The 14,882-nt window shown below is 69.8% G+C and carries 11 protein-coding genes; 8 read left to right on the top strand and 3 right to left on the bottom strand.

Annotated features, from left to right (window positions below; all coding sequences use genetic code 11):
* Positions 1-168: 168 nt before the first annotated feature.
* The 4 genes from HUN59_RS14280 to HUN59_RS14265 are packed head-to-tail and all read left to right on the top strand — an operon-like array spanning position 169 to position 4,337.
* Complete coding sequence (locus tag HUN59_RS14280) at positions 169-1,098, top strand: ABC transporter permease (RefSeq protein ID WP_174778713.1); 930 nt, start codon at positions 169-171, stop codon at positions 1,096-1,098.
* Positions 1,088-2,038, top strand: a complete 951-nt coding sequence (locus HUN59_RS14275) for an ABC transporter permease (protein WP_114848954.1) — start codon at positions 1,088-1,090, stop codon at positions 2,036-2,038. Before HUN59_RS14280 ends, HUN59_RS14275 begins: the two co-directional genes overlap by 11 nt.
* Complete coding sequence (locus tag HUN59_RS14270; protein WP_174778712.1) at positions 2,035-3,777, top strand: dipeptide ABC transporter ATP-binding protein; 1,743 nt, start codon at positions 2,035-2,037, stop codon at positions 3,775-3,777. The genes HUN59_RS14275 and HUN59_RS14270 overlap by 4 nt, the downstream gene beginning before the upstream one ends.
* 59 nt (positions 3,778-3,836) lie before the next feature.
* Positions 3,837-4,337, top strand: coding sequence for a PH domain-containing protein (locus tag HUN59_RS14265; RefSeq protein ID WP_174778711.1), 501 nt, complete (start codon positions 3,837-3,839; stop codon positions 4,335-4,337).
* Positions 4,338-4,969: 632 nt separating this feature from the next.
* On the opposite strand, the gene HUN59_RS14260 is transcribed toward HUN59_RS14265, so the two are convergent.
* A complete protein-coding gene (locus HUN59_RS14260; RefSeq protein WP_174778710.1) occupies positions 4,970-5,518 on the bottom strand; it encodes a hypothetical protein in 549 nt (182 codons plus the stop codon).
* Positions 5,519-5,782: 264 nt separating this feature from the next.
* On the bottom strand, positions 5,783-7,462 hold the full coding sequence (locus HUN59_RS14255) for an ABC transporter family substrate-binding protein (RefSeq protein WP_174778709.1): 1,680 nt from the start codon (positions 7,460-7,462) through the stop codon (positions 5,783-5,785).
* A 143-nt stretch (positions 7,463-7,605) separates the two neighbouring features.
* Between HUN59_RS14255 and HUN59_RS14250 the strand changes: the two genes are divergently transcribed.
* Genes HUN59_RS14250 through HUN59_RS14240 form a run of 3 tightly spaced genes read left to right on the top strand, consistent with a single transcriptional unit; the run spans position 7,606 to position 11,778 of the window.
* Positions 7,606-8,589, top strand: coding sequence for an ABC transporter permease (locus HUN59_RS14250; protein WP_174778708.1), 984 nt, complete (start codon positions 7,606-7,608; stop codon positions 8,587-8,589).
* A 1-nt stretch (position 8,590) separates the two neighbouring features.
* The gene (locus tag HUN59_RS14245; protein ID WP_217483561.1) at positions 8,591-9,619 is read left to right on the top strand and encodes an ABC transporter permease; all 1,029 of its coding nucleotides are present in this window, start codon (positions 8,591-8,593) and stop codon (positions 9,617-9,619) included.
* Positions 9,616-11,778, top strand: coding sequence for a dipeptide ABC transporter ATP-binding protein (locus tag HUN59_RS14240; protein ID WP_174778707.1), 2,163 nt, complete (start codon positions 9,616-9,618; stop codon positions 11,776-11,778). The genes HUN59_RS14245 and HUN59_RS14240 overlap by 4 nt, the downstream gene beginning before the upstream one ends.
* 269 nt (positions 11,779-12,047) lie before the next feature.
* On the opposite strand, the gene HUN59_RS14235 is transcribed toward HUN59_RS14240, so the two are convergent.
* On the bottom strand, positions 12,048-12,797 hold the full coding sequence (locus HUN59_RS14235) for a CPBP family intramembrane glutamic endopeptidase (protein ID WP_174778706.1): 750 nt from the start codon (positions 12,795-12,797) through the stop codon (positions 12,048-12,050).
* Between the two features lie 125 nt (positions 12,798-12,922).
* On the opposite strand from HUN59_RS14235, the gene typA reads away from it, so the two are divergent.
* A complete protein-coding gene (gene typA, locus HUN59_RS14230) occupies positions 12,923-14,845 on the top strand; it encodes a translational GTPase TypA (RefSeq protein WP_058741470.1) in 1,923 nt (640 codons plus the stop codon).
* The last annotated feature ends 37 nt before the right edge of the window (positions 14,846-14,882 follow it).

Here is a 14,882-nt window from a genome sequence, read left to right as displayed (position 1 = left end):
GTCCGGGGACCGAACGGTCCCTGGGCCCCCGTACCACGGCGGCAACACCTTCCCCCACCACAGCGGGCGCCGCCGCCCGCACCGGACTCCCGTGCCGACCCGCGGACCGTCCACCCCTCACGACATGAACCTGAACGACATGCGCGCCGCGCAGGACCGGGCGATCTGATGCTCTGGTACCTCGGCAAGCGCCTCCTGCAACTCATCCCCGTCTTCTTCGGGGCCACGTTCCTCATCTACTTCATGGTCTTCTCGCTGCCCGGCGACCCGATCGCCGCGCTGTTCGGCGACCGCCAGCCGTCGCCGCAGGTGATCGAGCAGCTCCGGCAGCAGTACAACCTCGACAAGCCGTTCATCGTCCAGTACCTGCTCTGGATCGGCGGCGTGTTCAAGGGTGACCTCGGTGTCACCTACTCGGGCCTCCCGGTCGCGCAGCAGCTCGCATCGGCGTTCCCGATCACCGCTCGCCTCGCGATCCTCGCGCTCGTGTTCGAGGCCGTCGCCGGCATCGTCGTCGGCGTCATCGCGGGTCTGAAGAAGGGCAAGTGGTTCGACGCCACCGCGCTCGTCGTGTCGCTGCTGCTCATCTCGGTGCCGACCTTCGTCGTGGGCTTCCTGCTGCAGTACGTCTTCGGGATCCAGCTCGGACTCTTCCGCGTGACGGTGTCCGGTCAGGCGCCGTGGTCGGAGCTCGTGCTGCCGGCGATCGTGCTCGCCTCCGTGTCGTTCGCGTACATCGTCCGCCTGACCCGCGCGAGCGTGGCGGAGAACATGAGCGCCGACTTCGTGCGCACCGCCACCGCGAAGGGCCTGCCCCGTCGCCGGGTCGTCGGCGTGCACATCTTCCGCAACTCGCTCATCCCCGTGGTGACCTACCTCGGTGTCGACATCGGCAACCTGATGGTCGGAGCGGTCGTCACCGAGGGCATCTTCAACATCAACGGTGTCGGTGGCACGGTGTTCCGCGCCGTCAAGCTCGGCGAAGGCCCCACGGTCGTGTCCTTCGTCGCCGTGATGGTCATCATCTTCATGCTCGCCAACCTCCTGGTCGACCTGCTCTACGCCGTCCTGGACCCGAGGATCCGCTATGCCAAGTAACGCCGAGTCCCGTTCCGCGACGCACTACGTCGCGCCGATCGAGGAGACGCCGCTGCAGGCGGTCGACCAGGTCAACGAGGACGAGAAGACCCGTTCCATCTGGACGGACGCGTGGGACTCCATGCGCACCCGCCCGACGTTCTGGATCTCGTCCGTCCTCATCCTGCTCGTGCTCGTCGTCGCGATCTTCCCCGGCCTGTTCACCCACGTCGACCCCCGCGCGGCGAACCTCGACTTCAGTGACGAGGGCCCGCGCCCGGGCCACCCGCTCGGGTACACCCGCCAGGGCTACGACGTCTACGCGCGTGTGATCTGGGGTGCCCGGAACTCCGTCATCGTCGGCCTCGTCGCCACGATCCTCGTGTCCGTCGTCGGCATCGTGATCGGCGCCCTCGCCGGCTTCTACGGCGGCTGGCTCGACACGATCGTGTCCCGCATCGGTGACATCTTCTTCTCGATCCCGACCATCCTCGGCGCGATCGTGATCATGTCCGTCATCCCGGCGCGCAACGCCCTGACCGTGGCCCTCGTGCTCGCGGCCTTCGCGTGGCCCCAGATCGCCCGCATCATGCGCGGTGCGGTCCTCAGCGCGAAGCAGTCCGACTACGTGATGGCCTCGGCCGCCCTCGGCGTCAGCCGCTTCACGACGCTGGTCCGTCACGTCATCCCGAACGCGCTCGCTCCGGTCATCGTCGTCGCGACGGTGTCCCTCGGTTCGTTCATCGTGGCCGAGGCGACCCTGTCGTTCCTCGGCATCGGTCTGCCGCCGTCGGCGCTCAGCTGGGGTCTCGACATCGGCACCGCCCAGACGTCGATCCGCACCAACCCGTCGACGATCTTCTGGCCGTCCGCCGCCCTGTCCATCACCGTGCTCGCGTTCCTCCTCCTCGGTGACGTGGTCCGCGACGCGCTCGACCCGAAGGCGAGGGCCCGCCGATGACCGAGACGCTCACCGACCCCACGACCAGCCGTCCGACGAACCCGGGGACGCCGCTCCTCGAGATCACGGACCTGCAGGTCGGGTTCAAGACGCAGAGCGGGTTCGTCCAGGCCGTCCGCGGTGTCAACTTCACCCTCGAGCAGGGCGAGCGCCTGGCGATCGTCGGCGAGTCCGGTTCGGGCAAGTCGACCAGCGCGCAGGCGGTCATCAAGCTCCTCGCCGGCACCGGCGAGGTCACGGGTGGCTCGATCAAGTTCAACGGGCGTGAGCTCGTCGGGCTGTCCGACAAGGAGATGTCGGAGATCCGCGGGAAGGAGATCGGCTACGTCCCCCAGGACCCGATGTCGAACCTCAACCCGCTGTGGTCGATCGGCTTCCAGGTCGAAGAGGCGATCAAGGCCAACGGCATGGCGACCGGCAAGCACGCCATCCGTGCCCGCGCGGTCGAGGTGCTGCAGGAGGCCGGTCTCGGTGATGCCGCGACCCGCCTGAAGCAGTACCCGCACGAGTTCTCCGGCGGCATGCGCCAGCGCGTGCTCATCGGCATCGGCCTGTCGAGCCGCCCGAAGCTGCTCATCGCCGACGAGCCGACCTCGGCCCTCGACGTGACCGTGCAGCGCGTCATCCTCGACCACCTCGAGACGCTGACGCGTGACTTCGGCACCTCCGTCCTGTTCATCACCCACGACCTCGGGCTCGCCGCGGAGCGCGCCGAGAAGCTCGTCGTGATGTACAAGGGCCAGGTCGTCGAGTCGGGGCCCTCGAAGGAGATCCTCGCCGACCCGCAGCACCCGTACACGCAGCGCCTCGTCGCCGCGGCGCCGTCGCTCGCGAGCCGCCGCATCCAGTCGAAGGTGCAGCACCAGCACGTCGACATCGCGGACGCCGGCAGTGAGGACGACGAGCTGATCGCCCGCGCCCAGGAGCGCGAGCACCAGCCGGCGAAGGACCTCATCGTGGTGAAGAACCTCGAGAAGGTCTACAAGCTGCGCGGCAAGAACCTGCAGACCCGGGAGCTGAAGGCCGTCGACGACGTGTCCTTCGCGATCCCGAAGGGCACCACCACGGCGCTCGTCGGCGAGTCCGGTTCGGGTAAGTCCACCGTGGCGAAGCTCGTCCTGCAGCTCGAGTCGATCACGAGCGGCACGGTGCAGTTCGACGGCATCGACATCGGTGCGCTGAAGGGCAAGGAGCTCTTCGACTTCCGCCGTCGCGTGCAGCCGGTGTTCCAGGACCCGTACGGCTCGCTGGACCCGATGTACAACGTCGGGAACACGATCGCGGAGCCGCTCGCCACGCACAAGGTCGGCGACAAGGCCAGCCGCCGGGCCCGCGTGCTCGAGCTGCTCGACCAGGTCGCCCTGCCGAAGTCGATGGTGAACCGCTACCCGAACGAGCTCTCCGGTGGTCAGCGCCAGCGCATCGCCGTGGCCCGTGCCCTCGCGCTCAAGCCCGAGGTCATCGTGCTCGACGAGGCGGTCTCCGCGCTCGACGTGCTCGTCCAGGGCCAGATCCTGGACCTGCTCACCGAGCTGCAGACCGAGCTCGGCCTGACCTACCTCTTCATCACGCACGACCTCGCGGTCGTCCGCCTCGTCGCGGACAACGTCTGCGTCATGCGCAAGGGGCAGATCGTCGAGAAGGCGACGACCGACGAGGTCTTCGCCGCGCCGAAGGAGCAGTACACCAAGGACCTGCTCGCCGCGATCCCGGGCGCCGGGTTCGAGTTCGGGCGCTGATCCTGAGCGGTACCGAGGCCGGACGCACCGTCGTCCTCCGCGCTGGGCGCGGGGGAGCGGTGGCGTCCGGCCTCGTCGCGTTGCTGGGCCTCTTCCTGCTCGGCGACGCTGCGGTCCGGGGGAGCTGGGACGTCGTGCTCACCGCCCTCGGCCCACTCGCCGTGCTCGTCTGGGCGCTCTGGGTGCTCACCTACCGTCCGTCGATCCGCCTCGACGACGACGCGCTGACGGTCGTGAACCCCCTCCGCGAGACCCGCGTGCCCTGGGGCGCGGTGGCCGACGTCCGCCTCCGCTGGCAGATCGTGGTCGAGACCACCGAGGGCCGCAGGATCCCCTGTTGGGGCGGCCCGTCCGCGCCGCGTCCGGCGACGACGCGGCGCGGGACGCAGCAGCAGCCGGCGCAGATGTCGGTGCTGCTCGATCGGTGGGCCGAGCGTCGTGCCGCCGCGACCGCCGGCGGCGGCGCCGTGCAGCGTGGCTGGGACCGGCCCGCGCTGGTCACCGGTGCGGTCGCCGCGCTGCTGCTCGCGGTCTCGCTGTCGAGCGCCGTCCTGCGCTGAGCGGCGGCTGCCGGCCGGGCGGCCGTGCTCGGCCAGCCCGCCGCCCTGGAGGCGGTGCACCCGTCCGCACCGCGCCTTCCGTCCGGCACGTCCGCACCGCGTGTGCGGCTCCCGCCTGTCCGCCTGCCCGCCGTGCTCCCGCGAGCGGGCGGAATCCGTGGGACGGCGCGCCTCGTAGCCGCAGGATCCGCCCGCTCGCGAAACGGGCGCGTGCGCGAGTGGGCGGATGCTGCGCGGGTGCCCGGGTGGGGCGTGCGGATTCCGCCCGCTCGCGGGCGCGGGGCCGGACGCGTGCGCGAGTGGGCGGATGCTGCGCGGGTGCGCGGGTGGGGCGTGCGGATTCCGCCCGCTCGCGGGCGCGGGGCCGGACGTGTGCGCGAGTGGGCGCGTGCGCGAGTGGACGGATGCTGCGCGGGTGCGCGGGTGAAGCGTGCGGGTTCCGCCCGCTCGCGCTCGCGGGCGCGGACGCGGACACGCACGCGGCGCGGACGCGCGGATACCGCCCGCTCGCGGTCGGGGCGCGGCAGGGCGGACGGGAGGCACGGATCACCTCCGGCCGTCGGGACGGGTCCGGTGGGGGACCAGCTGGTGGCCCGGGCCGGGCGCCGCTCAGGCAGCGGCGGGGACCCGGCTCAGAGCTGAGCTGCCGCCATCGAGGCGGCGATCCCGAGGACGATCAGGGCAGTGACCGTCCACCCGTGCGTGCGGTGGGCGACGATCTGCGGGACCACGGTCGCGGGCGGCGGCCCGACGGGGGTGACCGGCGCGGGGAGGTGCGCCCGCATCACCTCGGCCGCGGCCGGCACGTCGAGGCGCTCCGTGACCGTCGGTCGGTCGGCGTCCAGGACGCCGAGGGGCGCCGTCGGGCGGGTCGCCAGCCACGTCCGCCGGACGCCTTCGCTCGTGACGATCTCGATCCCGTACTTCGTCCGAACCTCGACGATGCGCGGCCAGGCGTAGGTGCTCCGCCGGCGGACGTCGACCACCACGAGGTGCTCAGCCGTCAGCTCGTACCGCGGACGCCAGAGGACGGCCCACGCGACGAACGCGATGAAGATGCTCGGGACCGGAGCGAGCCAGGGTCGGTCCGCGGTCAGGAGTGCGAGGGGGACCAGGGCGACCGAGACCACCCAGAGCACGACGGCGAGGGTGCGCATCCCGGGCGCGACGATGGTGGTCACGGTGACAGGGTACCGAGAGCGCCTCCTCGGGGACGTCCGGGGAGCGGGTGTGACACACCGGCGCGTATCTCCGGACGACCCGATTCCCCGAGGAGGCAGATCCAGGTGGACCTCTCGTAGGGACCATGGTCCTCGGCCCCCCGATCGGGTGTCAACACCCGACGGTCGAACGCTCAGGCAACCGTCATCCACCGGACATCGACGGCCTCGCACGCGCGGACGGCCCCGGACGCGTGTGCGCCCGGGGCCGTCCGTGTCGGTCTGCTACTTGGTGAAGCCGACCTTGGTCCAGTCGTAGACCATCGCACCGGAGCGCGCGCCGTAGTTGGCGAGCTTCGGGTTCTGCGCAATGACCCGCGGCGACTGGACGATCGGCAGCGAGTGCCCGATGCCCCAGACGTCCTCGTCCACCTGGTTCCACAGCTTGTTCGCCTTGGTGGCGTCGGTCTCCGAGATCGCCTGATTCACCAGCTTGTCGATGGCGGAGTCACCGACGCGGCCGTAGTTCTGGCCCGTGTCACCGGTGATGAAGATGCTCGCGCCGCTGGCGTGGTACCCGGTGCCACCCCAGAGGAACAGCGTCATGTCGTAGTTGCCCGGCGTGACGTACTGCGGGAAGAAGTCGTCGCTCGACACCGTCTTGATCGACAGCTTCACGCCGACGTCCTTGAGCTGGGCCTGCACGACCTCGGCGATCTTCTGCGAGCTCGTCGCCCCGGACGGGATCGTGATCGAGATCGAGAGGGTCTTGCCGTCCTTCTTGCGGTACGTGCCGTCGGTCTTCCACCCGTCGTCGTCCAGCAGCTTCTTCGCCTTCTCGACGTCGAAGGTGCCGTTCGGGCTCGAGTTGTCCTGGTACCCGTTGTCGGTCGCCAGGAACACGTGGTTGTTCAGCACTGGGAGCTTGTACGGCAGCGTGCCGCCGATGACCGATGCGAGGGAGTCACGGTTGATGGCGTGCTGCAGCGCCAGTCGGAGCTGCTTGTCCTTCAGGGTGCCCTGCGACGAGAAGTCGATGTGCGTGTACGACGCCGACTGGGACGCGTAGATCTTCGTGTCCTTCGCGTCCTTGACCCGCGCGTAGCGGTCCGAGGTACCCGCGGCCACCGAGTCGAGCTCCTTGTTGAGGTACGCGTCGATGTCGGCGTTGCCGTCCAGGTTCCGGAAGATCACCTTGTCGAGCTTCGGCTTGTCGCCCCACCACTTCTCGTCCGGGACGAGGGTGACCGTGCCGGCGGTCTCGTCGAGCCCCGAGACCTTGTATGGGCCGGCCGACACCGGGACCTTGTCCTTGTACCCGTTGTTGAAGCCGTCCGGCGTCCCGATGACGCTCGCCGGGTAGAGCGGGCTGAACAGCGACTTCCAGTCTGAGAACGGGGTCGAGTACTTGACGACCGCCTGGCGCTCGTCGGTGCCCTGGGTCACGGACTCGATGTCCTTCCAGCCGGTGCTGTCACCGATCTGGTAGCTCGGGTCCGTGCCGTTGTTGGCCTTCCAGAGCGCCTCGAAGTCCTTCCAGGTGATCGGCGAACCGTCGTTCCACTGGGCCTTCGGGTTGAGCGTGTAGGTAATCGTGAGCGGATCTTCGCTCGTCACCTCGGCGGACTGCAACGTGTCCTTGTCGAGCTGGGGCTTGCCGTCGGCGTCGATGACGAACGTGGCCGGCATCGTCGCCGCCTCGATGTCCGCCGCGTCCTGCAGGGTGCCGTCGAGCTCGAAGTAGTTCCACTGCGAGATCCACTGCGAGATCGGCAACCGCAGCGTGCCGCCCTGCTGGAGGTCGGAGACGGGCTTCTCGTTGATCTGGGCGCTGGACGGCAGTGTCTGCTTACCCGAGTCACCGGAGCCACCTGATCCGCCGGACCCGCCGCTGGAGCAGCCGGTGGCGACCAGGGCGAAGCCGGCGAGGGCCGCCGTCAACGCCAGGACTTTCCTGTGCTTCATGTTGTTCCCTCCGTGAAGTTGGGAACACCCTATGTCCCCCCGGCAGGGGCAGACGAGCAAGTCTGTTGCAAACGCCAATTCGTTACGCGGCGCGACCGAGCGTGTCATCTGCCGGAAACAAAAGCGGACGTATGGTGTTCCGCATGATCCGCTTCTTGGCGCGTCGACTCGTGTACTACGTCGTGCTCGTGTTCCTCGCCACGTCGCTGACGTACTTCCTCGCGTCAGCGTCCTTCAGCCCACGATCCGTCTACGCAGCCCGGAACCCCGCCCCGCCAACCGCCGTGATCGATGCGAAGCTCGACCACATCGGCGTGAACGACAAGACACCGATCGTCATCCGGTACACGCACTGGCTCGGCGACGCCGTGCAGGGCAACCTCGGTCGGACCATCCAGGACAAGAGCGTCAACGATGCGTTCTGGCCGCGGCTCGGTGTGAGCCTGCGGCTGCTGCTGGTCGGGTCCGTGATCGGCATCGTGCTCGGCGTCCTGCTCGGGGTGTGGAACGCCATCCGGCAGTACCGGTTGTCGGACCGAGTGAGCGCGATCGTCTCGATCTTCCTCATCTCGACGCCGGTGTTCCTGACCGCGGTGTTCCTGAAGATCGGAGCGACGAAGCTCAACCAGGACACCGGGAGCCAGCTCATCAACTTCACCGGTGAGGCGACGCCCGGCCTGACCGGGACGCCGTGGGACATGTTCGTCGACCGCGGGGTGCACCTCCTGCTGCCGACCATCTCGATCGCCCTCGGCCTGATCGCGATCTACAGCCGGTACCAGCGAGCGACGATGCTCGACGTGCTGGGGTCGGACTTCCTGCGGACGGCTAGAGCGAAGGGCCTGACGCGGGGGCGGGCGACGTTCAAGCACGGGCTCCGGACCGCGCTCATTCCGATGACGACCCTGTTCGCGTACGGGTTCCTCGGCATCCTGACGGGTGCGACCTTCACCGAGAAGATCTTCGGCTGGAACGGCCTCGGCGCGTGGTTCATCGACGCCGTGCAGAACAACGACGTCAACGCCGTGACCGCCTACACCCTGTTCGCGGCCGTCGTCGTGCTGCTGGCGGGCTTCCTCGCCGACACCATGACGGCGGTCCTCGACCCGCGCGTCAGGAGGGCCTGACATGACCGACACCCGCATCGAACCCGTCGACGGCGACACGATCGCGCGGGCCGACACACCGCTGCCGGGGACGCCGGCCCCCGGTCGACGTCAGCGCAACCGGTTCATCCAGACCGTCGTCCGCGTCTTCATGAACCGCGGCGCCGGCGTCGGGCTCGTCGTGATCCTCGTGCTGTTCGCGTTCGCGTTCATCGGTCCGCTCGTCAGCCCGTGGCAGTACTCGCAGATCGACTACACCGCGTTCACGACGCCGCCGAGCGCCGCCCACTGGTTCGGCACGAACGGCATCGGGCAGGACGTCTTCGCACAGACCGCCCGCGCGATGCAGAAGAGCCTGCTCATCGGCCTGCTCGTCGCGGTCTTCTCGACCGCGCTGGCCGCACTCGCCGGCGCGGCCGCCGGGTACTTCGGCGGTTGGGTCGACCGGATCGTGATGTTCTTCGTCGACGTGCTGCTCGTCCTGCCGTCGTTCCTGGTGATCGCGATCATCAGCCCGCGCATCCACGACGCGGGGTGGATCCTGCTCGTGGTGCTCATCGCCGCCTTCGGGTGGATGGTGACCGCGCGCGTTGTCCGCTCGATGACCCTCTCCGTCAAGGAGCGCGAGTTCGTCCGGGCCGCGCGCTACATGGGCATCGGTCCGTTCCGGATCATCGTTCGGCACATCCTGCCGAACGTGGCCTCGTTCCTGGTCATCGACGGCACGATCCAGGTCGGCGCCGCGGTGTTGTCCGAGACGAGCCTCAGCTACTTCGGCTTCGGCGTGCAGCCGCCCGACGTGTCGCTCGGCACCCTCATCGCGCAGAACCAGGACGCCGCGCTGACCTACCCGTGGCTGTTCTACTTCGCGGCGGGCGCCCTCGTGGTGTTCGCGATCGCGGCGAACCTGCTCGGCGACGGCCTGCGCGACGCACTCGACCCGACGTCCGCCACCGGCAAGCGCCAGAAGCGCCCGGGCCGGAAGCGTGACCAGGGACAGGCGGCCGTCGACGCGGCCACGATCACCACGCAGGCAGGGGCCGGCGCATGACCACGAGACGACACACCACGACCGACCGGACCGCCGGCACCGCCACGGTCGACGACCTCGTGCTCCGCGTCCGCGACCTCGACGTCCGGTTCCCCACCCCGCGGGGCGAGGTGCACGCCGTCCGCGGTGTGGACCTGGAACTCCGCCGGGGCGAGGTGCTCGGGATCGTCGGCGAGTCGGGGTCCGGCAAGTCGGTGACGAGCATGGCGATCCTCGGGTTGCTCCCCGACACGACGAAGGTCTCCGGCTCGATCGAGTTCGAGGGGCAGGAGCTCGTCGGCCGGAGCGACCGGCAGATGAGCAAGCTCCGCGGTGCGAAGGTCGCGATGGTCTTCCAGGACCCGCTGTCGGCCTTCACGCCGGTGTACACGATCGGCGACCAGATCGCGGAGACCGTGCTCGTGCACCGCGGCGGATCGAAGCAGGAGGCCCGCGCGCGGGCGATCGAGCTGCTGCGGCTCGTCGGCATCCCGCAGGCGGACCGCCGAGTCGACGCGTTCCCGCACGAGTTCTCCGGCGGCATGCGCCAGCGCGCCATGATCGCGATGGCGATGGCGAACGACCCCGACGTGATCCTGGCCGACGAACCGACGACCGCGCTCGACGTGACGATCCAGGCGCAGATCATCGACGTGCTCCGGACCGCCCAGCGGGAGACCGGTGCCGCGCTCGTGTTCGTCAGCCACGACCTCGGCGTGATCGCCGGTATCGCCGACCGGATCGCGGTCATGTACGCCGGCCGCGTGGTCGAGACGGCGAGTGCCGAGGAGCTGTTCGCCCGTCCGCGGATGCCGTACACGATCGGCCTCATCGGAGCGCTGCCGCGTCTGGACGAGTCGAGCGGCGAGCCGCTCGTGCCGATCCCCGGCTCCCCGCCGTCGCTCATCGGTCTCGCGGACGCGTGCCCGTTCGCCGACCGGTGCCCGCTCGCCGCAGCCGTCTGCCGGGGGTCCGAGCCGGCGCTCGCCGCCGTCGACGTGGCCGCCGGGGTGGAGGGCGAGGAGCCCGTCGACACCGTGGTCCCGCACGACGTCGCGTGCCACCGCACGGCGGAGGTCGCTCGGGCGCACGCGGACGCCGGGGCGATCTTCCACCTGCCCGAGATCCCGAGCACGGGGACGCCGGCGACCGCACCGGCCGCGCGTGCTGGTCGGGACGCGGTGGTGCGCGTGGAGGGCCTCACGAAGACGTTCCCCTTGCTCAAGGGCGCGATCTTCAAGCGCCGGGTCGGCGAGGTCTACGCGGTCGACGGGGTCGACTTGGACATCCGGAAGGGCGAAACCCTCGGTCTGGTCGGTGAGTCCGGGTCGGGCAAGTCGACGACGCTGCACCAGCTGATGGACCTCGAGCGCCCGGAACACGGCACCGTGGAGCTGTTCGGGCAGCCCGTCGTCGCGACGAAGCAGCTCCGGCAGCGCATCTCGATGGTCTTCCAGGACCCGGCGGCGAGCCTCGACCCGCGGATGACCGTTCACGACGTCGTGGCAGAACCGCTGCGGGCTGTGGGCGCCGGTGCCGACCGGATCGCGTCGCGGGTGCCGGAGCTCCTCGGGCTCGTCGGGCTCCGTGCCGCGGAGGCCGACCGGTACCCGCACGAGTTCTCCGGCGGGCAGCGCCAGCGCATCTCGATCGCCCGGGCACTCGCCACCGAACCGGAGCTCATCGTGCTCGACGAGCCGGTGTCCGCGCTCGACGTGTCGATCCAGGCGGGGGTGCTCAACCTGCTCGCCGAGCTCAAGGCGCGGCTCGGGCTGTCCTACCTGTTCGTGTCCCACGACCTGTCGGTGATCCGGCACGTCGCGGACCGCGTGAGCGTGATGTACCTCGGCCGCACGGTCGAGGAGGGTGCGGTGGACGAGGTGTTCGAGCGTCCGATGCACCCCTACACCGCGGCGCTCATGTCGGCCGTGCCGGTCCCGGACCCGGTCGTCGAGCGGAACCGCGCGACGATCCTCCTGCCCGGCGATCCGCCCAGCCCCACCGAGCGGCCCACCGGTTGCCGGTTCCGGTCGCGGTGCCCGCTGTACGCGATGCTGCCGGCGGCGCAGCAGCAGCGCTGCCGCGAGGACGCCCCGGAGAAGGTCGCGCACCGGGGCGAGCAGATCGACCACCGTGCCGCGTGCCACTACCCGGAGCAGGTCGCGGCGCTCGTCGCCTGACGCGGCGGCGCGCCGGTGCACCGCCGCACCGGTGCGCGGGGCGGCAGGCGGTCCGCGACGTGGCGGGGTCGACGGCCGGGAGGCGCGTGGCGGCCGCCACGCGCCTCCCGGCCGTCGTCGGTGGCGTCTGGCACGTCGGTGGAGCAGACGACGTCGGGTCGCGCCAGCGCTCCCGACGTCTCCTGCTCCACCGCCACCGCCACCGCCACCGCCACCGCCACCGGCTCCAGCGCCTGGACGTGCGACCGCGCAGGCGGGGGATCCCGCAGCTACCGGAACAGCTGCGGGAACGCCGCGGCGACGTACGGGTACCCGACGAACACCGCCGCGTCGAGCAGGCAGTGCGTGATCACGAGGGGGAGCAGCCGCCCCCACCGGGTGTAGATCCAGCCGAACACGATCCCCATCACGGCGTTCCCCACGAAGGCCCCGAAGCCCTGGTACAGGTGGTAGCTCCCGCGCAGGACCGCGGTGGACAGGATCACCTGCCACCGCCCCCACCCCAGCCCGCCGAGCCGCTCGTACAGGTAGCCGATCACGATGACCTCCTCCTGCAGCCCGGACCGGATCGCCGAGAGCAGCAGGACGGGGATCGTCCACCAGTACGTGTTCAGTGCCGCCGGGTCGACGTTCACCGTGAAGCCGAGCGCCCGGCCCGTGAAGTACAGCGCGAGCCCCGGGATCCCGATGCCCAGGGCGATGAGCGCCGCGCCGCCGAGGTCGGGGCGCACACGGAACCGGTCGATGCCGAGCCGGGACAGGTGCGGGCGGGTCGTGCTCCAGAGCAGGTAGCAGACGAGCGCGACCGGGGCCAGGTCGACCGCGATGCCCAGGAGCTGCCGCGCCAGGTCGACGTACTGCACGGTCGTCGTCGACTGGTTGAGCGCCGTGGACTGCTCGCCGAGCGGGGTCGTCTGCGACAGGTCGTCGATGATCTGCAGGATCGAGTACAGCGCGCTCCCGCCGAGCGACAGCATGAGGACGATCGTGATCTCGACCCACGTTCGCCGTCGGCTCATGCGCTGTACTCCTCGTGGTTGCGAACTACCGGTAGACTGGCGTGTCGGGCGTTCTGCCCGCGGGTGCCATGTGTCCACGACGACCGGCCGCCCGATCTTCTCCGAACACTTGAAGGATGTCCTGTATGGCGCTCGCCACCCGGTCCGACCTGCGCAACGTCGCCATCGTGGCACACGTCGACCACGGCAAGACCACCCTCGTCGACGCGATGCTCACGCAGACCAACTCGTTCGACGCCCACTTCGAGGGCGAAGACCGCATGATGGACTCGAACGACCTCGAGCGCGAGAAGGGCATCACCATCCTCGCGAAGAACACCTCGGTGCTCTACAACGGGAAGCACGCCGAGGAGTTCAACCCGGGCGGTCGCATCACGATCAACGTGATCGACACCCCCGGCCACGCCGACTTCGGTGGTGAGGTCGAGCGCGGCCTCTCCATGGTCGACGGTGTCGTGCTGCTCGTCGACGCGTCCGAGGGCCCGCTGCCCCAGACCCGCTTCGTGCTCCGCAAGGCGCTCGCCGCGAAGCTCCCGGTGATCCTGCTCGTCAACAAGACGGACCGCCCGGACTCCCGCATCGACGAGGTCGTCTCCGAGTCGCAGGACCTGCTCCTCGGCCTGGCCTCCGACCTGGCGGACGAGGTCGACGACCTCGACCTCGACGCGATCCTCGACGTCCCGGTGGTCTACGCCTCGGGTCGCGCGGGCGCCGCGAGCCGCAACAAGCCCGAGGACGGCTCGCTGCCCGACAACGACGACCTCGAGCCGCTGTTCGAGGCGATCCTGCAGCACGTCCCGGCCCCGAAGTACGACGACGAGCACCCCCTGCAGGCGCACGTCACGAACCTCGACGCGTCGCCGTTCCTCGGCCGCCTCGCGCTGCTCCGCATCTTCCACGGCACGATGAAGAAGGGGCAGACGGTCGCGTGGGTCAAGCACGACGGCACCGTCGCGAACGCCCGCATCACGGAGCTCCTCATCACGAAGGCGCTCGACCGCTACCCGGCCGAGTCCGCCGGCCCCGGTGACATCGTCGCCGTCGCGGGCTTCGACACGATCACGATCGGTGAGACGCTGTCCGACCCCGAGGACGTCCGTCCGCTCCCGACCATCACGGTCGACGACCCGGCCATCTCGATGACCATCGGGACGAACACGAGCCCGCTCGTCGGCAAGGTCAAGGGCCACAAGCTCACCGCCCGCATGGTCAAGGACCGCCTGGACCGCGAGCTCATCGGCAACGTCTCGCTCAAGGTGCAGGACATCGGCCGCCCGGACACCTGGGAGGTCCAGGGCCGCGGTGAGCTGGCGCTCGCCATCCTCGTCGAGCAGATGCGCCGCGAGGGCTTCGAGCTCACCGTCGGCAAGCCGCAGGTCGTCACGAAGCGCGACGAGAACGGCAAGCTCCTCGAGCCCTACGAGCACATGACGATCGACACGCCGGAGGAGCACCTCGGCGCGATCACGCAGCTCATGGCCGCGCGCAAGGGTCGCATGGAGAACATGACGAACCACGGCACCGGCTGGATCCGCATGGAGTTCATCGTGCCGTCGCGTGGCCTGATCGGCTTCCGCACGTCGTTCCTCACCGAGACCCGCGGCACCGGCATCGCGAACGCGATCTCGCACGGCTACGACGAGTGGGCCGGCCCGATCCAGACCCGCATCAACGGCTCGATCGTCTCCGACCGCGCCGGTGTCGTCACGCCGTTCGCCATCACGAACCTGCAGGAGCGCATGACGTTCTTCGTCAACCCGACGGAGGAGGTCTACGAGGGCATGGTCATCGGCGAGAACTCGCGCGCCGACGACATGGACGTGAACATCACGAAGGAGAAGAAGCTCACGAACATGCGTTCGGCGAACGCCGACTCCTTCGAGTCGATGACGCCGTCGCGCCAGCTCTCCCTCGAGGAGTGCCTGGAGTTCGCGCGCGAGGACGAGTGCGTCGAGGTCACCCCCGACCACGTCCGCATCCGCAAGGTCGAGCTCGACGCGCAGGCGCGCCAGCGCGCGTACGCCCGCCTGAAGCGCCAGGACGCGTAAGCAGGTCCGGCCTGGAGGCACTGCCTCCGTCCGACGG

The organism is Curtobacterium sp. Csp2 (assembly GCF_013347165.1).
The sequence above is the reverse complement of the archived record's forward strand: the minus strand, read 5'-3'. Positions and strand labels throughout refer to the sequence as shown.